This is a genomic window from Sinorhizobium sp. CCBAU 05631 (assembly GCF_002288505.1).
In the GTDB taxonomy this organism is placed as follows: Bacteria; Pseudomonadota; Alphaproteobacteria; order Rhizobiales; family Rhizobiaceae; genus Sinorhizobium; species Sinorhizobium fredii_C.
On record NZ_CP023063.1, the window covers coordinates 2,679,968 to 2,699,549 of the forward strand.

Genomic DNA, 19,582 nt, shown 5'->3' on the forward strand with positions numbered 1-19,582 from the left:
CTGTGGGGAGGGGTGTTTTTCTGCCCTACTGCAACAGCTCCAACCCAACTGCCGTCGCCTCGCCGCCGCCGATGCAGAGCGAGGCGATGCCGCGCTTGACGCTATTGGCGCGCATCGCATGGAGAAGCGTGACGACGATGCGGGCGCCAGAGGCGCCGATCGGGTGGCCGAGGGCGCAGGCGCCGCCGTGGATGTTGACGATCTCGTCGGAAAGGCCAAGGTCGCGGATCGCCGCCATGGCGACGACGGCGAAGGCCTCGTTGACCTCGTAGAGACCGACGCTCCCCTTCTCCCAACCGAGTTTTTCGGTGAGCTTGTCGATGGCGCCGATCGGTGCGGTCGTGAACCAGGCGGGCTCCTGAGCGTGGCCGGCATGGCCGGCGACGACGGCGAGCGGTGTCAACCCGCGCTTCTCCGCCTCGCTTGCGCGCATCAGGATGAGCGCCGCGGCACCGTCGGAGATGGACGACGAGTTGGCGGCCGTGACGCTGCCGCCGTCGCGGAAGGCCGGCTTCAGCTTCGGGATTTTCGTCGGATCGGCCTTCGTCGGCTGCTCGTCTCGGTCGAGATTGGCGTTCCCGCGCTTGCCGCCATCGGTCACCGCCACGATCTCCTCGGCGAAGGACTTGTCCTCCGTCGCCTTCAGTGCCCGCTCGAGCGAGCGCAGGGCAAAAGCGTCCTGGTCGGAGCGGGAAAACTGATAATGCTGGGCCGTATCCTCGGCATAGGTGCCCATCAGCCGCCCGGAATAGGCATCCTCCAGCCCGTCGAGGAACATATGGTCCTTGACCTCGCCATGGCCGAGCCGGAAGCCGCCGCGCGCTTTCGGCAGGAGGTAGGGCGCGTTGGTCATCGACTCCATGCCGCCGACGGCAACGAGCGACGCGCTGCCGGAGAGAAGCGCATCATGGCCGAGCATCAGCGCCTTCATGCCCGATCCGCAGACTTTAGAGACCGTCGTCGACGGCGTCTCCTGTCCAAGGCCGGCGCCAAGCGCCGCCTGCCGGGCCGGATTCTGCCCAAGGCCGGCGGGAAGGACATTGCCCATCAGCACTTCATCCACCGCATCAATACCCGCACGATCGAGCGCCGCCTTCAACGCGACGGCGCCGAGTTCCGGCGCCGTCAAATCCCTGAGGCCGCCCTGAAAGGCGCCCATCGGTGTGCGCGCCGCCGAAACGATAACCACCGGATCGCGATTGCTCATCTTGGTCCTCCCAATCGGCGAACGGTGGCCCCTCGTCCCGCTGCCGCGACCTTCTCCCCGCTCGCGGGGAGAAGGGAGATGCCGCACCGCCTCGCTTGAACTCGCAGGCGGGAGGCCCAGGGGACGAAAGTGCGTCACACTCGTCCCCTCTCCCCGTCCCTACGCGGAGAGGGTTAGGGTGAGGGGCAAATACCCCACCCCACGCGCGTTGTCACAATTCCAGAGCGACTATAGCCGCCGAACACCGCGAAGCAATACCGAGAAGCCTAAGTGTCAGCCCATTCGCTCGGACGCATAGCTCCCAGGGCTCGGCGGAAACACCACGACGCGGTTGCCGTTGATGAAGGTGCGGTGATGGATATGGGCGTGCACGGCGCGCGCCAGCACCTGGCTCTCGACGTCACGGCCGATCGACACATAGTCCTCGGCCGACTGCGCATGGGTGATGCGGGCGATGTCCTGCTCGATGATCGGGCCCTCGTCGAGATCGGCGGTGACGTAGTGCGCCGTCGCGCCGATCAGCTTGACGCCGCGCTCATAGGCCTGCTTGTAGGGATTGGCGCCCTTGAAGGACGGCAGGAAGGAGTGGTGGATGTTGATGATCTTCCCCGACATCTTCTTGCAGAGCGCGTCGGACAGAACCTGCATGTAGCGGGCCAAAACGATCAGCTCGGCGCCGGTCTGCTCGACGATCTCCAGAAGCTGGGCTTCGGCCTTTGGCTTGTTCTCCTTCGTCACTTTGATGCAGTGGAAGGGAATGTCGTGGTTGACGACCACCTTCTGGTAATCGAAGTGGTTGGAGACGACGCCGACGATGTCGATCGGCAGCGCGCCGATCTTCCAGCGGTAGAGCAGGTCGTTCAGGCAATGGCCGAAACGCGACACCATCAGCAGCACCTTCATCCGCTCTTCGGAATCGCGGATCTCCATCGCCATGCCGAACTGCTTGATGACGGGAGCGAAGCCTTCGCGCAGTTCCTCGAGCTTGGCGCCCTCCTGACTGATGAAGGTGAGGCGCATGAAGAACAGACCCGTCTCGAGATCGTCGAATTGCGAGCTGTCGCTGATGTAGCAGCCTTTCTCCGCGAGATAGCCGGTGACGGCAGCAACGATGCCGCGGGTGGATTTGCAAGTGACGGTCAGCACATAGCTTTTCATCGATGGGTCTCTCGTTCTTGAGGTTTCCGCGCCCCTTACACGGGCAGTCACGGGAAACCTACCGTGGCGACGTGAGACCTGCCGATCCATTCGCGACATCGGATGGACCGAACGGGCCACGGTGGAGCCAGCCGGAAGTGGTGATTTGAGGGCCTACGGCTTCGCCCGGTCCGGATGCGCTCTGGCGAAGGCGTCGATCTCGGCGCAGCGCGCATCGATGGCCGCGATCCGGGGGCAGCGGGAAAGGTCGACCTGCCAGCGGCGCGCGTTATAGAGCTGCGGCACGAGGCAGATATCCGCCAGGCTCGGACTTTCGCCGTGGCAGAAGCTGCCGGTCGACGGATGATCGAGCAGCCGCTCGAAAGCGGCAATGCCCTCGCCGATGAACTTCTGCATCCAGGCGAGGCGTACCGCCTCGCCATCCGCCGCACCCGCCATCACATGCGCAACGACTCCGAGATTGCAGACAGGGTGAATATCCATCGCGATGGCGTAGGAGAGCGCCCGGACCCGCTGGCGCCCCTTTGCATCGGCAGGAAGAAGAAGGCCGGCCGCCCTCGTTTCGGCGAGATATTCGACAATGGCGAGCGACTGGGTGAGGCGCTCGCCGTCGATGTCGAGGACCGGCACCAGCCCCTGGGGGTTGCGGGCAAGATGCTCGGGTGCTCGATGCGCCCGGGCGAGAAGATCGACAGGGACGGAGCGGTAATCTTCACCGATGAGATTGAGGGCGATTCGCACCCGGTAGCTCGCCGACGAGCGCCAATAGTCGTAGAGAACAGTTTCGTTCGTCACGCTCTCCATCATCCGCGCTCGTAACTTGCCACCTTCTGCTCGATGGCACCGAAGATCGAATGGCCGGCGCCATCCTTCATTTCGATCCGGACGATATCGCCGAATTTCAGGAAGGACGTTTTCGGCGCGCCGCTCTCGATCGTTTCGATCATGCGCAGCTCCGCGATGCAGGAATAGCCGACGCCGCCCTCCGAAACCGGCTTGCCCGGTCCGTCGTCGAGCTTGTTCGAAACCGTCCCCGAGCCGATGATGGTGCCAGCAGAGAGCGGCCGTGTGCGGGCCGCATGCACAATCAGTTGCGGAAAATCGAAAGTCATGTCGATGCCCGCATTGGCGCGGCCGAAGGGCTTGCCGTTCAAGTCGATGCGAAGCGGCAGGTGCAGCTTGCCGCCGTCCCAGGCATCGCCCAATTCATCGGGCGTCACGGCGACCGGCGAGAAGGCGGAAGACGGTTTCGACTGGTAGAAGCCGAAACCCTTGGCGAGTTCCGCGGGGATTAGCCCGCGCAGCGACACGTCGTTGACGAGCATGACGAGGCGGATCGCCGCGCGCGCCTCCTCGAGCGTCGCGCCCATCGGCACGTCATCGACGATCACCGCCACCTCGCCCTCCATGTCGATGCCCCAGGCCTCGTCGGCCATCAGGATCGGGTCGCGGGGCCCGAGGAAGCTGTCGGAGCCGCCCTGGTAGATCAGCGGATCGTTCCAGAAGCTCGCCGGCATCTCGGCATCGCGCGCCTTTCTGACGAGCTCGACGTGATTGACATAGGCCGAGCCGTCGGCCCAGTGGAAGGCCCGCGGCAAGGGCGAAGCGGCATCGTGCTCATGGAAACGCATTGTCGGCTGCGAGCCGGTCTCGATCCCCTGGGCGACGCGCGCCAGCCGCGGCCCCGCATGCGCCCAATCATCCAGCGCCGCCTGCAGCGTGCGGGCGATGTGCCCGACTTCCGAGCAGCGCGTGAGATCGCGGGAAACGACCACAAGCTTGCCGTCACGTGTGGAGTCTTTCAGCGTCGCCAGTTTCATGCAGTCCTCCCTCTACCCGGACGAATCGTCCGCAATCTCCACAACAAGGCCGTCGGACGCGATCGTCAAGGCGCCCGGCCAGCTTTTGCGCACCGCCGCGATCCAGTCGGCCTGCGAGATCTCCGGATCATCGGCCGGAATTAGGTGATGAAGCACGAGCCGGCCGACGCCGGCGGTCTCTGCGATCGCGCCCGCCTGCTCGGCGAATGTGTGGCTCGCCAGCAGATGCTCCTTCAACCGCGCGCCATTTCCGGTGCGCGCCACCAGACGATCGACCCCTGCAGCGAGCATCGCTTCGTGGACGAGAATGTCGGCGCCGCTTGCAAAATCCGCAAGCGGCGGGAAGTAGGCCGTGTCGGAGGAGAACACCACCGTGCCCTCCGGATGATCGAAGCGCAGAGCGAAACAGTCGGTGACCGGCGGGTGGTCGACGCGCAGCGCCGACACGGTGAGACCATTCTCCGAGAAGACTTCACCTTCGAAGAATTCGGTGACCTCAACAAGCGACCTGAGATCCGGCCTGCCCTCGTCGACGATGCGGATGTCGACGTCGAAGGCCATCGACTGAAGGAGCCCTGCCAGTAGGCGCGTGTGCCGGCCGGTCCGAAGACGCACACGGGATGCGCGAGCCCCGCAGTCCAGGCGGTGTGGATCAGCGGCCCCAGTTCCAGGACGTGGTCCGAATGCAGGTGGGTGACGATGATCAGGTCCAGCGCCTTGAGCGGCACGCCGGCATCGGTCAGCCCACGGGTGACGCCGAGCCCGCAGTCGACCACGATCGTGCGGCCTGCGATCTCGAGCAGCGACGATGTCGGCCAGGGGCCGCCAGGCCGGATCGCCGGGCCGCCCTTACTGCCGAGCAAGACAAGGCGTGCACTCAAGACCAATCGCCCTCCGGCGTCCCGTTGAAGCGCTTTTTGAGGTCGGCCCAGCAGTCGATGTAATTCTCCTGCAGCGTTTCCAGTTCCGCGGCGAAGCGGGTCAGTTGCTGCGGGAAACGGGTCTCGAACATGAAGGCCATGGTATTGTCGAGCTTCACCGGTTTCAACTCGCTGTTCGTCGCCTTTTCGAAGCCGGATGCGTCCGGCCCGTGCGCCAGCATCATGTTGTGCAAACTCATGCCGCCGGGCACGAAGCCCTCCTCCTTGGCATCGTAGCGCCCGTAGATCAGCCCCATGAACTCGCTCATGATGTTGCGGTGGTACCAGGGCGGCCGGAAGGTGTGCTCGGCGACCAGCCAGCGCGGCGGGAAGAGGACGAAGTCGACATTGGCAGTCCCCTCCTCGCCGGACGGCGCCGTCAGCACCGTGAAGATCGACGGATCAGGATGATCGAACAGGATCGCTCCGACCGGCGAGAAAGTCTTGAGGTCGTATTTGTAGGGTGCATAGTTGCCGTGCCAGGCGACGACGTCGAGGGGAGAATGGCCGATCTCGACCACGTGGAAGGAGCCGCACCACTTCACCTGCACCCGGCAAGGCGCCTCCCTGTCCTCATAGGCCGCGACCGGCGTCTTGAAATCGCGCGGATTGGCAAGGCAGTTGGCGCCGATCGGTCCGCGGTCCGGCAGCGTGAACTTGGCGCCGTAATTCTCGCAGATATAGCCGCGCCAGACCTCTTCGTCCCCAAGACGAGTGACCTTGAACATCATGCCGCGCGGGACCAGGCAGATTTCCGACGGCGCCACATCCATCTTCCCAAGCTCGGTAAAGACCTGGATCGCACCCGTTTCCGGGACGATCAGCAGCTCGCCGTCGGCGTTGAAGAAATAGTCATCGACCATGTCGGCATTGAAGACATAGGCATGCGCCGCCATGCCGACCTGAGTGAGTACGTCGCCCGCCGTCGTCATGGTGCGGATACCCTGAAGGAAGTTCACGTCACCGGACGGGGTGGGCAAAGGGTCCCAGCGCAATTGCCCGAGCGCCAGCGACTGTTCGCCGAGATGCGGTGCCGTTTTCCAGTGCGGATAGTCGAGCCTCGCGAAGCGGCCGGTGTGGCGGACGCTCGGGCGGATCCGGTAGAGCCAGGAGCGCTCGTTGGTGCCGCGCGGCGCCGTGAAGGGCGAGCCGGAGAGCTGTTCGGCATAGAGGCCGTAGTTGCATCTCTGCGGGCTGTTCTGCCCCTGCGGCAGGGCGCCGGGCAGGCTTTCGGTTTCGAAGTCGTTGCCGAAACCGGGCATGTAAGTAAGCGACTGTTCCTCGCCCACGGCGGCTCCGCGCCGCTCCTCCGCCTTGCCCAACATGGCTTGCATCTCCTCTTTTGATCGGCTTATTAGTTACAAGCGTAACTATTGATTTTGTAACTATCAAGGAGGGAAGGCGATGGAGACGAAGGGGTTCGAACTGGAGACCTTCCTCCCCTACCGGCTGAACCGGGCGGCAGAATTCGTGGCGCTGCGCTTTGCCGCCCAGTACAAGGCGCGCTACCAGTTGACCCGTCCCGAATGGCGAGCGCTGGCCGCCCTCGGCAGCTCGGAACGCCCGATGACCGCGACCGAGATCGGCGCCCACTCGGCGATGCACAAGACCAAGGTCAGCCGCGCCGTCTTCGGCCTCGAGCAGCGCCGCTGGCTCAAGCGCGAGGAGGACGGCCGCGACCGGCGGTTCGAGCACCTGGCGCTGACGCCCGCGGGCGAGCAGGCCTATCGGGAACTGACGGCGCTCGCGAGCGCCTATCAGTCCGAATTGCTGTCGATTCTCGGGGCGGAAAATATGGAGGCGCTTTCAGCGGGCTTGCGGGCGGTGGAGCGGGCGATGAAGAACAGCGGTCGCCTCGGCTAAGTCTTCATGCGTTCGGGGATCGGGAGGCCCTCGAAACTCTTCAGCGTCTCCAAGACGATCGAGGTCTTCACATGTTGGACGCTGTCATGCGGCAGCAGCACGTCGTTGACGAAGCGCGAAAGGCCGGCAAGGTCGGGTGTCACGACGCGCAGGTGGTAGTCCATCTCGCCGGTGAGCGCATAGGCCTCCAGCACCTCGGGCAGGCCGGAGACGAGCTTGGCGAAGCGCTTGGCATTGTCGCGGTTATGGGTGGCGAGCGTGACCGAGATCACCACCATCAAGTCGAGCCCGAGCTTCTGCCTGTCGATCTGCGCTTGGTAGCCGGTGATGAAGCCTTCCGCCTCGAGCCGCGAGCGCCGCCGCGAGCATTGCGACGGCGAGAGCGCTATGCGTTCGGAGAGTTCATTGTTCGTCAGATGCCCGTCGCGCTGCAATTCGCCGAGGATCTTGAGATCGAATCCATCAAGCTGCTCCATTCATGCACACCTACGCCATTCACCGCACAAGTCATGCATGATCTTGGCGAAATTGCGCAAGAATACAAGCATCATGCATCGGATCTGCGCCATACTCCAACAAAGTTTTGAGGCGTGAGAGGAGAGTTTCGATGGGCCCGTTTCCACATGATGCACCGCCTGCAACCATATCGGCCGACAACCCTGCCGGAACCGATGGCTTCGAGTTCGTCGAATTCGCCCATCCCGAACCGAGGAAGCTGGAGGAGCTCTTCCGTCGCATGGGCTATACGCCGGTTGCCAAGCATAGGAAGAAGAACATCACTGTCTGGCGGCAGGGCGACATCAATTACATCCTGAATGCCGAACCGGGCTCGCATGCGATGCGCTTCGTCGACAAGCACGGGCCATGCGCCCCATCGATGGCCTGGCGCGTCGTCGATGCGAAACATGCCTTCGAGCACGCCGTTGACAAGGGCGCCGAACCCTATGCCGGCGACGACGAGAGCCTCGACGTGCCGGCGATCGTCGGCATCGGCGGCTCGCTTCTCTATTTCGTCGAGACCTATGGGGACAGGGGTTCCGCCTACGATGCCGAGTTCGAGTGGCTCGGCGAGCGCAATCCGAAGCCGGCCGGCGTCGGCTTCTACTATCTCGATCACCTGACCCACAATGTCTACCGCGGTAACATGGACAAGTGGTGGGCCTTTTATCGCGAGCTGTTCAACTTCAAGCAGATTCATTTCTTCGACATCGACGGCCGCATCACCGGACTGTTGAGCCGGGCGATCACCTCGCCTTGCGGCAAGATCCGCATTCCCCTGAACGAATCGAAGGACGACACCAGCCAGATCGAAGAATATCTGAAGAAGTACAAGGGCGAAGGCATCCAGCACATCGCCGTCGGCACCGAAGCGATCTATGACGCGACCGACAGGCTGGCCGAGAACGGTCTCAAATTCATGCCCGGGCCGCCGGACACCTATTACGAGATGTCGCACGAGCGCGTCCACGGCCATGACGAGCCGATCGAGCGCATGAAGAAGCACGGCATACTGATCGACGGCGAAGGCGTCGTGGATGGCGGCATGACGAAGATCCTCCTGCAGATCTTCTCGAAAACGGTCATCGGGCCGATCTTCTTCGAGTTCATCCAGCGCAAGGGAGACGAAGGCTTCGGCGAGGGCAATTTCCGGGCGCTGTTCGAGTCGATCGAAGCCGACCAGATCCGCCGGGGTGCGCTGAATACGCCGCCGGCCGCGGCCGAATAGAGGCGGAGCCGTTCTGAGGCGCCGCGTCTATCAACGCGCAAAGAAGCGCTGCGCGCACCCGTCGGGCGCGCAGCGCGAACTCTACTGCGTTTGTCCTCGCTCGCAGTCGATTTGAGGACAAAAACATGCAGGCAATTCTAAGTGCCACCGTGTCATTTGTGCGTCTGATAAGACGCACGGCTCTGTAGTTCGCTCCCTCAGTTGGACCAGCGGCGCCGCGGCGCGCCCAGATCGCCCTCGTGCCGGAAATAGCGTGACGCCGCTTCGGTGCGGTTGCGCACGTTCATCTTCTTGTAGATATTGCGCACGTGCACCTTGACGGTGTTTTCCGAGAGCCCGAGCCGGTCGGCAATGATCTTGTTCTGCGTTCCCATGCAGATCAGATCGAGAATCTGGATCTCCCGGGTCGTCAGCACGCCCCTGCCGTTCTCACCCCGCCGCTCCGGGTCGGCCTCTTCGACGACGGATTGCCTTTGGACAGGCGAGCCGCCCGCCGCGAAACTCCGAGGCGCCAGGCGCCGGAGCAGCGCCGCGGGAAAATGCTCGCCACCCTTCATGAGCAGATCGATGGCAGTCAGGCAGACATCGAGATGCAGGTTCAAGGGCAGCACGCCATGGATGAGGCCCTCGTCGACAAAACCGGCGATCGACGTGTCGAGCTCGTCGGCATTCTCCACCACCACTCCGATCGAAGCCTTGGGGTGGAATTCATGGATCATTCTGATGATCGATGGGAAAGTACTTGCCGGCATGCGGTAAAGCATAACCAGGGCAACATCGACGAGATTACCATCGAGCAGACTGTCGGCTTCCGACAGGCTTACTACATCATGGCCTTGAAAGCGGCCGCTAATAGCTTGCGTCAGGCATTCGGCGAGCAAATCCGCCTTGGCGAGCATTACAATCTTGTTCTTCTTTGCTAAAACCTTGTTGCTGTCTTCAAAATTACTCAGGGTAGAACTCTCACGATACATTTATCCCTCCTTGGGCGTTCCCTGAATTCTAATGGGTGTGAAGCCCCTCTTGAAGAACGCCTGTGATTAAAAAATTTATTCGATTAAAAAGCGAATTCCCACAGCGGTAGAATTCGTAATGACTAATGTATCGTAAATAAGGGCGATGGGAAACAGCCCAAATGGGTTAGATTGGTGGGGCGAGACGGTCTAGACCGTCCGAAATCGAACCAATTTTGGGTATATCCACGCAAAAACCTGGGACAAGTGGGGAAGCGGCGGTGCATTTTCCGCCGGCTTCGCCCACCCTTTACTTTTCAGGGGTTCGGCGGACCCAGGGGGCTGGGGGCGCAACCGGCGGGGCCGTGAGGGCATTCAAGCCTAGGATGTAGATCGCGGCCCCGCGGGTTCTAGCCCGTTCCAGATGGACGGCGATACCAAGAAAGGGTTATCGGAGCCTTGGGACGCAGGCGATCCGCGGGCCCTTGCGCCGGTTCCCGCACCTCTCGGGCAACCGCCGAGACTCAAGCACACGCTGAAGATCGGCACCGGCGGGCGCGCGTGGCGCGGCCACGTGCCGGCCGCAGCGGCCGTATCGGATTCACAATATTAACATTGTCTTAACGCGCACGGGAGAAAGTACTGCCTGGGATTGCGGAGATGGCGGTCCGGTGCCCCCTCTCCGCCGTAGCTGATCCACCACCGGAGGGTCTCGCCGCCACGGCTGCAATGCCGGATCGAACAGCGTCAGCTCCGTCGAGCGACTGCTGAGACTAACCATAATTGGTATCTATCGCTTCCTCACATTCCGGATCACACTGCAATCATCGCATAGCGTTTTATGCGTTCCGGATGGTGTCTTGCGTATGTTCGGAAGTATTTATATTGCGTTTGCATGACAAGGCGTATGACAGTTTATATTCTGACGTAGAAATTTACGACAGAGCCCAAGCCCTGTCCGCATTTATACTGAAAAAAGAAATAGAACACATCGAAACCCCGCAGATGAATGGCATCACCTTCATCTGATTGAAGAAGAGCCAGCGCCATAAAAATCCTAAAAGAGATGAAAGGGTTTCGGTGCTGGCTCCCTCTCCTCACATATCCTTCCGGTTTCCACCCAGTACCAAGTACAATTGCCTCGCGACTTTCGCGCTCGGCTGTACTGCAGGGCAGCGCGCCTTATCAGACGCGCAAAGGCCGCTGTAGCACTTAAAATTGCTGTATGTCTTTGTCCTTAAACCGAAGTCGATTTAAGGAGACGCGTGCAGTGGGCCGGAGTTATCGGCATTCGGACGGCGCGCGACCTCGGGCGTGACGCCGATGGCTTCCTCGCGCTATCGCGGAAAGCCATGTCGCTCGACGATATCCCAGATCCCCTTGTTGATCTTCATTATATGGTCGATGGCCTCGCTGATCCTCGCCAATTCCGCGTCGTCGATCTGCTCGATCTTGCCGTATTTGATGGTTTCCTTGCTGTCGAAGATGGCCATCAGCTGGGTGCTTGCCTGGTCCCCGGTCTCGTCGAACGAATAGATGCAGTGGCTGTACTTGTTCCTGAGTTTCGCCTGTTTCCCGAGCTGCTGTGTCACGGCCAATATCTCTTGCCGGCGATCGGCCGGCGTCTTGGCCATCTTGGCGAGCCGCTCGACGAGCTCGATGCGGGCGCGCGTCGTGTTCAGCGTCAGGAAAACAATGACCGCCGTTTCCTTGTCCACGTTCGCAAGACCGGCGATTAGATAGATGAGCAGGCTTTCCGTGTTCGTCCACGTGTAGTTCAGTTGCCCGATCAGAAGAAGGATTTCGTGAAATCTCTTCATTGGCCCTGCCTGCCGTTGCCGAATGCCTCCATCCGCATCGCTCATACTCGCTTCCAATCCATCGTTTCCCTTTGAATAGGTTTGGAGCCGAAACCTGCCCGCTGCAAGTAGCCCTAAGGGAGTAGAGCTGCAAATCTATTCTTACCGTCGGCCCGTCGGCGAAATTTCTTTCTTCGCACCATCTACCTTCGACTGAGCGTCGCCGCCCTAAGCTACCCCACGGGGCTAGCTCGAACTGACAGCTTACATTTCGTTCAACTTGGCAACAGACTGCCCGGGCATCGACGAGCAGGGAGGCTCGAGCCTTGGGACCGATAGTGCGCCAGATGCGCAGGTGCCCTTCGATAGGCCCGAGTAGTTGCTCCAGCATGGAGGAGGGCATCCACCACTATATTTGTAACGCCTGATCCCCGGTCGCTCTTGGCCGTCCGGAGATCGAATTTTCTTCATTGAAGTAGCTTTGTTCATTTCAACCCTGGACCGCACACCCGCTAGCTGCGTGAGAGAAAAAGGCGGCTTGGCTGTCGCGGCCTCAAACTGAGGAAGACCATTATGGGTAAGGACAAGAATTTCTTGTGGCCGTGGGAAGACCAATCGCAGGATCAGGATCAATACCAGGATCAGGATCAGGAGCAGGAGTCCGAGCAGGAACAGGAGCAGGAACAGGAGCAGGAGCAGGAGTCCGAACAGGAGCAGGAGCAGGAGCAGTCCAGCGAATCCTATAACGGCAACCTGAACGGTAATGGCAACCTGAACGGCAATGGCAACGGCAACCTGAACGGCAATGCCAATGGCAACGGCAACCTGAACGGAAACGGAAATGCCAACCTGAACGGTAACGGCAACCTGAACGGCAACGCCAACCTCAACGCCAACGTCAACAAAAACGAGACCGAGGTTGACGTCGACGTGGACAGCAAGACAGAAGTCGAAGTCGATGTGGACGTCGATCTTGACGGCTACAAGCCCTCGGATGACGATTTCGTCGACATCGACAATTCCGAAATCCAGGGCATGGCGACCGTCAGCTTCAAGGACATCCTGGACGAGTCGCTCAACGGCGCCGGCAATGACGTAGGTAACGTCTTCAGCCAGAACGCCATCATGTCGGATGACGACGAGCTGTCCCACGTCTCCAACGACGGCACCCTTTACCAGAACGGCGATGCTGATGGCGGTTACGCCAAGTCGGACGACGGCATTTCCGCCAGCGGTGACGGTGGCGAAGGCGGCGACGATGCCGATGCCGACGGCGGCGACGGTGGCGACGGTGGCTTCGCGATCGGCGGCTTCGCCGGGGGCGGCGACGCTGACGGCGGCGACGCTGACAACGACGGCGACGCGGACGGCGGAGACGGCGAAGGCGGTATCGCTGCAAGCGTCGGCGTCGGCACAGGTGGCACCAGCGGCGACGCTAATGGCGGAATCGCAACGGGCGGCGCCGGCGGCGCGGGCGGTGCAGGCGTCGGTCTCGGCCTTGGGCTCGGTCTCGGCGTCGGAGTCGGCGCGGCAGAAGGCGGTGAAGGTGGCGATAACGAAGCCGGCGACGGCGGCGAAACCGGTGACGTCGAAAGCGACGAAGCGGAAGCCGAGGACGCGGGCGACGGCGGCGACGGCTCGGATGTCGATGACGCTTTCGCGATCCCTGTCCTGAACTTCGGCGGCGACGGCGGCGACAACGACGGCGGCAACAGCGTCGCCGTCGGCGAGACCGGCAACGCCAACGGCGGCAGCGCGGACGATGCCGGTGACGGCGGCGGTGCACTCGGTGCAGGCCTCGGCATTGGCACGGGTTCCGGTGTCGGCGCCGGTAACGGCGGCGGCGGCGGCGGCGGCGGCGGTGCCACTGCAAACGGCGGATCCACCGGCGCTGCCGGCGGCGGGGCCGGGACCGGCGGAGCGGCAACCGGCGGCGCCGGTGATGGCGGCCTTGCTCTCGCGGGTGCATGGGCTGGCGATGCCTTTGCTGGCGGCGGTGCAGGTGGTGCAGCCACAGGCGGTGCAGGCGGCGCAGGCGCTGCAGGTGGCATCGCTACGACCGGCGACGGCGGTGCAGGCTCAGGCGGAACGTGGGGTTCCCACAATGGGGATGATAGTTTCCTCGAAGGAATCTCCTCGGCATCGGCCGATGCGGTGATCGACACCAACGCCTTCAACCAGCAGATCGTGCTTGGTGCCAACCTGCAGGGCAACACCATCGACATGACGGTCGTCGGCGGCAATTACAGCTCGACGGCCATCGGCGAAGACGAAGACGCCGCATAACAGTGAGGCGACACTACCGGTTCGCAACTTCGCAATCGGGCATTGAACTGGACTGCGCGGGTACGCCCCGCGCAGTCCAACAGCACCGAAATAAAAAAATTGGGGGCTGACAATGACCCTGTATTTCGACAAGACGACCGAGGCGATCGCCCATTTCGTCGGCCTGTTCGCCATTGCTCTTGAAGAAATTCGCCTGCGCGACGCCTATGAAGAATTCAAGGCTCATCAGAAAGCGCAGGAGGAACCGCCGCAGCTCCCTTCCGTGCCGGTCGCGGTGAAGGCACCCTACGAGCTCAAGGATTTCGACCCGGGTATTTCCTACCGTTCGGGCGAGCCGGAGGAGACCGGGCCGACCCCGAGCTTCTATCCCGGGCTTCGTCCCCCGGAGATACCGATCGCGCAACCGGCCGCCGAAATCGACAACCCCCACCTATTCACCCGTGGCAGCTCGAGCGCGTCATCCGCGAGCGCACCCGAATTTCAGATCGATCCGCCCGGTTCCGTGGCGGTCTACGCATCGCAGCAGATCCGGCTTTCGGACAACGACTTCGTCAGCCTTGGCGATCACGGACTGAAGTTTTCCCTGCAGGTGGACAACAGCGCCCTGATGAACGATCTCATCGAGGCGGCGCGGCAGTTGTCGCCGCTCGGCGATGCGGAGATTCCCGGTTCGTCGGAGGAAATCGCCACCTTCATCAGCACGACCGCCGAGCAGCTTGATGCCGCCGCCTCGGGACCGGACGGGCAGGAAGGCAATGTCGTCGCGAAAAGCGAAACCGTCGAAGGCACCTTCGTCAACGGAGAACTCGTCGAGGAAGCGCCGAGTCTCGATGACTACCTGCCTCCACCGGAAGAACCGACGGAAGAGAAACCAGCCACCTCCACCGAAGCCAGCGGCAAGTTCGCGGCAGGCCAAGGCAAGGTCACGATCGAGGCATCGGTCGAACTGGAAGCGGGCGGCAACACGCTGGTCAATTCCGTCGAGCTGACGAACAACTGGCTTCAGTCGCATGTGCTCGCGGTTGCCGGTGACCATGTCGAACTCAATGCAGTCGTTCAGATCAACGTCGTGTCTGACAGCGATCTCCTGAGCCCCAGCCTGAACGGCTGGAACCTTGACCCGGGCAAGCCGACCGAGGCCTTCAACATCGCGATGTTCAAGCATCTCGATCCGGAGCCGAGCAATGAAGAGCAGGCCGGAGCCGGAGGCTTTCCGACAGCTTGGGCGATCACCGAGATCAAGGGCGATCTCTTGATCATGAACTGGTTCGAGCAGTTCACCGTGATGACCGATGAAGACACGGCCATTTTGGCGTCCGCTGGCTCGATGGCTTCGATCATCACCGGCGACAATACGGCGGTCAACAACGTCTCGCTCGCGGAGCTCGGACATTACTACGATCTCATCTTCATCGGCGGCAGTGTCTACGACGCCAACATCATCCAGCAGATGAACATCCTGCTCGACAACGACCTGGTCGGAGCAGTCGAGGGTTTCGGAACAAGCGGCAAGGGCTCCGTCTCCACCGACGGCAACCTGCTCTGGAACGAAGCGGGGATCGTCGAAGCGGGTGGCGCGTCCAGCGTCAAACCGATGCCGAATTCCTATCTCGACGCCCTCGGCGATCTTGCAAGCGGGAAAAAATCGCTGCCGGACGGCGTGCTCAAGGATGGCGCTTTCGCCGGCATGGATGGCCTGCGAGTGCTTTATATTTCGGGCGACCTCGTCAACCTCAACTACATCAAGCAAACCAACATTCTGGGCGACAGCGACCAGATTGCGCTCGCCATGAGCAAGCTTGTCGCCAATTCGGATGCGGACTGGACGATTTCGACGGGTTCGAACGCCTTGGTCAACTACGCCGGGATCATCGACGTCGACGCCGGCCAGACCATTTATACGGGGGGCACCGCCTATTCGGACGAAATCCTCGTCCAGGCCGAGCTGATCAAGACCGAACCTTACCTTGGCGGCCAGGATCCCGACGCGCTCGTAAGCGAAGCGGTTGCGTTCCTCGGCGCCGACATGATGGCGCCCGATCCCGGCCCGCAGCCGGCGGATCACGCGCCGCCTCCGCTCGATACGACGAATGCCGATCCCATGCACAGCATGCTGGCCTGAGCGGAGCGTGGGGGCGACGATGACCGACAACCGCGATCCGTCCTTTAAACACTTCACGACAAACGGCAACGAGGCTGCGGAGGAGGCGCAAAGCTCGCCGCAGACGCCGAAGGCGGAGGCTGCAGGGCACCAATTGCTCCGCAGGATAGACCGCAGGGAAGATATTTTGGATCGCACTGTTAAGGAGTTCGACCAGGTGATTGACCAGCTTCGCGGCGCGGCGGCCGCAAGAACCAGCCAGGAAACCAATCATGTCAACAAGGCCGCACCGCCCGTATCCGAACGGCGTGCGGCGCCGGAGGTCGTGCCACAGACACGGACGCCCCCGTTGACGGCCGACAACGCGAACGTCGCGCAAATCGTGCCTGGCCCGCAGGGCGGCGTCGCCGGCCAGCGTCCGCCCGTCCAGGAAGCGCGCAAGCCCGAGCCGCGCTTCGAGAAGCCGACCGTCGAGGTCAAGGCCGAAATGAAGGACAAGACCTCGATCCCGGGTATGGTGGTGATCGACGGCGACCGCGGCCCAATCAAGGCCGAGCCCAAGTCCCCCGACAAGGGAGGCTCCTCCGGCGGAGGGGGCGGTGGCGGCAATGGTGGCGGAGGCGGCGGCGTTTTTCATAAACGTCTCGGGCCGGTCGATTTTTCGGCCAGCCTCAAGGCCGGTCTAAGGGCGATCAAGCAGAACCTGATGGTCGTGATGGTTTTCACCCTCGCCACCAACGTGCTGGTGCTCGCTATTCCCGTCTATCTGTTTCAGATCTCGGACCGGGTGCTGACCAGCCGCTCGGTCGACACGCTGGTCATGCTGACCGCGCTGATCGTCGGTGCGGTCATCCTGCAGGCCGTTTTCGACGGAATTCGCCGCATGATCCTGATGCGGACGGCGGTGGAGGTTGCCGCCCAACTCGGCGCGCCGATCCTCAGTGCGGCCGCCCGAGCCTCGCTCCACAGCAACGGGCGCGAGTATCAGACACTGGGCGACCTGCAGCAGCTTCGCTCCTTCCTCGTGTCGAGCACCCTGCTTTCCTTCCTCGACGCGCCGATCGCGCCGTTCTTCGTGCTGGCGGTCTTCCTGATCCACCCGCATCTCGGCTCGATCGTCATCGCCTCGGCCCTGCTTCTGCTCGTCGTCACCATTTTGAATCAGAAGGCGACGGCCGCTCCCTTCGGCGAAGCCAACAGCTTCCAGAGCAAAGCCAACCTCCATCTGGATTCGATGTCGCGCAATTCGCAGATCATCAACGCGCTCGCAATGATCCCGGAGGCGGTCCGCATCTGGGGCAAGGACATGGCAGGGTCGCTCCGAGCTCAAGTGCTGGCGCAGGACCGCAACATCGCCCTTGCCTCGCTTTCCAAGGCCGTTCGGCTGCTCACCCAGGTGATGATGCTCGGCTGGGGCGCCCATCTCGCCCTTGACGGCGCGCTCACCGGCGGCATGGTCATCGCGGCATCGATTGTCGCCGGCCGCGCGCTCGGCCCGATTGAAGGAGCGATCGAAGGCTGGAACCAGGTCGTCCAGTCGCGCGCCGCCTATGGGCGTATCTCTTCGCTGCTCCAGAACTCGCCGCTGAATTTCGAGCGGCTGAAACTGCCGCGCCCGGAGGGGCGGCTCGACGTCGAACGGCTGCTCTTCGTGCCCAACGGCACCAAGCGTGTGGTCCTGAACGGCGTGACCTTCGCGCTCAATCCGGGCGACTCGCTTGCCGTGATCGGCAGTTCCGGAGCCGGCAAGACGACGCTCGGCAAGATGCTCGTCGGCTCCATCCTGCCGACATCCGGCAACGTACGGCTCGACCTCATGGATTTGCGGAACTGGGATCAGCGCCAGTTCGGCGAAAGCATCGGCTATCTGCCGCAGGACGTTCAGCTGTTTCCGGGAACGATCAAGGCCAACATCGCCCGCATGCAGGAAGACGCCACCGACGCCGACATCTATGCGGCCGCCAAGCTCGCCGACGTGCACGACATGATCGCCCTGCTGCCGCATGGCTACGAGACCTTCGTGGCCGCCGACGGATCACCGCTCTCCGGTGGTCAGAAGCAGCGCGTTGCGCTGGCCCGGGCTTTCTTCGGCAACCCGCGCATGGTGGTGCTGGACGAGCCGAATTCCAATCTCGACAGCGCCGGCGAGGCAGCCCTGACGCGGGCGCTCGCCCATGCCAAGCAGCAGAAAATCACCGTCATCACCATCACCCAGCGGCCCGCGCTGCTCAACAGCGTCGACAAGGTCCTGCTCCTGGTGAACGGCACCGTCGCCCTTTTCGGCATGCGTCAGGACGTCCTCAAGGCTCTCGCCTCGCGCGGCATGAACCTCGAAGGCAACCCGCTCGACCACAACCAGCTCACGTAGGCAAACCATGACGGACCTAGTCAAAGTTTACGATCTCGAATGGTATGCAGAGGTTCCGCGGTCGATCTGGAAACAGACAATCGCCGGACTGGCGCTAATGGCGGTCACATTCGGCGGCTTCGGCCTCTGGTCCTTCACCGCGCCGCTCGCCGCCGCCGTCATCGCCCAGGGCAGTTTCGTCGCCACCGGTCAGAACAAGATCATCCAGCATCTGGAAGGCGGGATCATCGAGGACATCCTGGTCAGCGAGGGGGATCATGTCGTCGCCGATCAGCCGCTGATGCGGCTGGACGAGACGGCAGCGCTCGCCAATCAACGCCAGCTCTTTCTGCGCCGCGCCAGGCTCGAGGCGATCGTCGCCAGGCTGATGGCTCAGGTGGAGGGTGCCGACACTATTGAAATGCCGGAAATCCTCGCCCCGCATCTGCAGGATCCCGAAGTCGAACCGATGGTTCGAAGCCAGGAGCTCAATTTCCGGGCCTGGAAAAGCAAGCTGGACAGCGAAATCGGCCTGTACAAACAGAATATCGAGGGTTTTCAGTTCCGTGCCGAAGGTTACCAGCAGCAACTCGAGGCGGTTCGCCAGCAACATACGCTCCTCCAGGAAGAATATGCCGGCAAGAAGTCGCTGCTCGACAAGAACCTGATCCGAAAGACGGAGATCAAGAGCATTCAGCGGGCGATTGCCGACGCCGAGGGGCAGGTCGGCAGGCTGCGCTCCGAGATCTCCGAAACCGGCTCGCAAATCCTAAAGCAGGAGCAGCAGATCCGCCAGACGGAGGAAAGCTATCGTGAAGCGGCCCTGGAAGAGCTCCAGAAGGTGGAAGCAGAACTGGACTCCGTTCGCGAGCAGCTGACGGGAGCCGCCAGCGTGTTGCGCCGCGCCACGATAAACGCCCCAGTTAGCGGCACGGTCGTGCGGCTCTACTATCACACGCCCGGCGGCGTTGTCGAAACCGGCAAGCCGATCATGGAAATCCTTCCTTCGGACGTGCCGCTTATCATCGAAGCGCAGGTGCTGCGCACCCAGATCGACAGCGTCAAGATCGGCCAGAAGGCGACCGTGAGGCTCACCGCCCTCAACCAGCGGACGACGCCGGTGCTGAACGGCGAGGTCTACTATGTCTCCGCCGACTCCATGCCCGATCCGGCGACCAACGGCATGCAGGAAGTCTATCTCGCCAGAGTGAGCCTGCCGATGAGCGAAGTCTCGCGCGTCTCCGGCTTCGTCCCGACGCCCGGCATGCCAGCCGAGATTCTCATCCAGACGGCCGAGCGGACCTTCTTCGACTACCTGACGAAGCCGATCCGCGACAGCATGGCGCGCGCCTTCATGGAGCGCTAGAACCGGCCGCCTTAAGCCAGTCACCGTCGACGCCGG

Annotated in this window: 14 protein-coding genes and 1 pseudogene; 6 read left to right on the top strand and 9 right to left on the bottom strand. The window is 62.3% G+C overall.

Annotated features, from left to right (window positions below; translation table 11 throughout):
• Positions 1-25: 25 nt before the first annotated feature.
• The 6 genes and pseudogenes from SS05631_RS13160 to hmgA form a co-directional block, all read right to left on the bottom strand.
• Complete coding sequence (locus tag SS05631_RS13160) at positions 26-1,207, bottom strand: acetyl-CoA C-acyltransferase (RefSeq protein ID WP_037414265.1); 1,182 nt, start codon at positions 1,205-1,207, stop codon at positions 26-28.
• A gap of 273 nt (positions 1,208-1,480) precedes the next feature.
• A complete protein-coding gene (purU, locus tag SS05631_RS13165) occupies positions 1,481-2,365 on the bottom strand; it encodes a formyltetrahydrofolate deformylase (protein ID WP_095677994.1) in 885 nt (294 codons plus the stop codon).
• A gap of 153 nt (positions 2,366-2,518) precedes the next feature.
• On the bottom strand, positions 2,519-3,160 hold the full coding sequence (gene maiA / locus SS05631_RS13170; RefSeq protein ID WP_244412368.1) for a maleylacetoacetate isomerase: 642 nt from the start codon (positions 3,158-3,160) through the stop codon (positions 2,519-2,521).
• An 8-nt stretch (positions 3,161-3,168) separates the two neighbouring features.
• Positions 3,169-4,185: a fumarylacetoacetate hydrolase family protein gene (locus SS05631_RS13175; RefSeq protein WP_037425709.1), complete on the bottom strand. Its 1,017-nt coding sequence runs from the start codon at positions 4,183-4,185 to the stop codon at positions 3,169-3,171.
• Between the two features lie 12 nt (positions 4,186-4,197).
• Positions 4,198-5,066: pseudogene (locus SS05631_RS13180) on the bottom strand (MBL fold metallo-hydrolase).
• On the bottom strand, positions 5,063-6,430 hold the full coding sequence (gene hmgA / locus SS05631_RS13185; RefSeq protein ID WP_037425712.1) for a homogentisate 1,2-dioxygenase: 1,368 nt from the start codon (positions 6,428-6,430) through the stop codon (positions 5,063-5,065). Before hmgA ends, SS05631_RS13180 begins: the two are co-directional and overlap by 4 nt.
• A 79-nt stretch (positions 6,431-6,509) precedes the next feature.
• Between hmgA and SS05631_RS13190 the strand changes: the two genes are divergently transcribed.
• The gene (locus SS05631_RS13190) at positions 6,510-6,968 is read left to right on the top strand and encodes a MarR family winged helix-turn-helix transcriptional regulator (RefSeq protein WP_037425715.1); all 459 of its coding nucleotides are present in this window, start codon (positions 6,510-6,512) and stop codon (positions 6,966-6,968) included.
• Here SS05631_RS13190 and SS05631_RS13195 read toward each other — a convergent pair.
• Positions 6,965-7,444 carry an Lrp/AsnC family transcriptional regulator gene (locus SS05631_RS13195; RefSeq protein ID WP_037425718.1) on the bottom strand — a complete coding sequence of 160 codons (480 nt, stop codon included), beginning with the start codon at positions 7,442-7,444 and terminating at the stop codon, positions 6,965-6,967. The genes SS05631_RS13190 and SS05631_RS13195 overlap by 4 nt on opposite strands.
• 131 nt (positions 7,445-7,575) lie before the next feature.
• Between SS05631_RS13195 and hppD the strand changes: the two genes are divergently transcribed.
• Positions 7,576-8,694 (top strand): 4-hydroxyphenylpyruvate dioxygenase, encoded by a 1,119-nt coding sequence (hppD, locus tag SS05631_RS13200; RefSeq protein ID WP_037425721.1) that lies wholly within the window; start codon positions 7,576-7,578, stop codon positions 8,692-8,694.
• 197 nt (positions 8,695-8,891) lie between these two features.
• Here hppD and SS05631_RS13205 read toward each other — a convergent pair whose 3' ends face one another.
• On the bottom strand, positions 8,892-9,668 hold the full coding sequence (locus SS05631_RS13205; RefSeq protein ID WP_037425724.1) for a response regulator transcription factor: 777 nt from the start codon (positions 9,666-9,668) through the stop codon (positions 8,892-8,894).
• A gap of 1,316 nt (positions 9,669-10,984) precedes the next feature.
• A complete protein-coding gene (locus SS05631_RS13215; protein WP_037425727.1) occupies positions 10,985-11,512 on the bottom strand; it encodes a hypothetical protein in 528 nt (175 codons plus the stop codon).
• A 507-nt stretch (positions 11,513-12,019) separates the two neighbouring features.
• Here SS05631_RS13215 and SS05631_RS13220 point away from each other — a divergent pair.
• The 4 genes from SS05631_RS13220 (at position 12,020) to SS05631_RS13235 (ending at position 19,546) form a co-directional block, all read left to right on the top strand.
• Positions 12,020-13,732 carry a hypothetical protein gene (locus SS05631_RS13220; RefSeq protein WP_095677995.1) on the top strand — a complete coding sequence of 571 codons (1,713 nt, stop codon included), beginning with the start codon at positions 12,020-12,022 and terminating at the stop codon, positions 13,730-13,732.
• A 112-nt stretch (positions 13,733-13,844) separates the two neighbouring features.
• Positions 13,845-15,854: a hypothetical protein gene (locus tag SS05631_RS13225; protein WP_037425736.1), complete on the top strand. Its 2,010-nt coding sequence runs from the start codon at positions 13,845-13,847 to the stop codon at positions 15,852-15,854.
• Positions 15,855-15,873: 19 nt separating this feature from the next.
• Positions 15,874-18,201: a type I secretion system permease/ATPase gene (locus SS05631_RS13230; protein ID WP_037425738.1), complete on the top strand. Its 2,328-nt coding sequence runs from the start codon at positions 15,874-15,876 to the stop codon at positions 18,199-18,201.
• A 7-nt stretch (positions 18,202-18,208) separates the two neighbouring features.
• Positions 18,209-19,546, top strand: coding sequence for an HlyD family type I secretion periplasmic adaptor subunit (locus SS05631_RS13235; RefSeq protein WP_037425741.1), 1,338 nt, complete (start codon positions 18,209-18,211; stop codon positions 19,544-19,546).
• Positions 19,547-19,582: the final 36 nt, after the last annotated feature.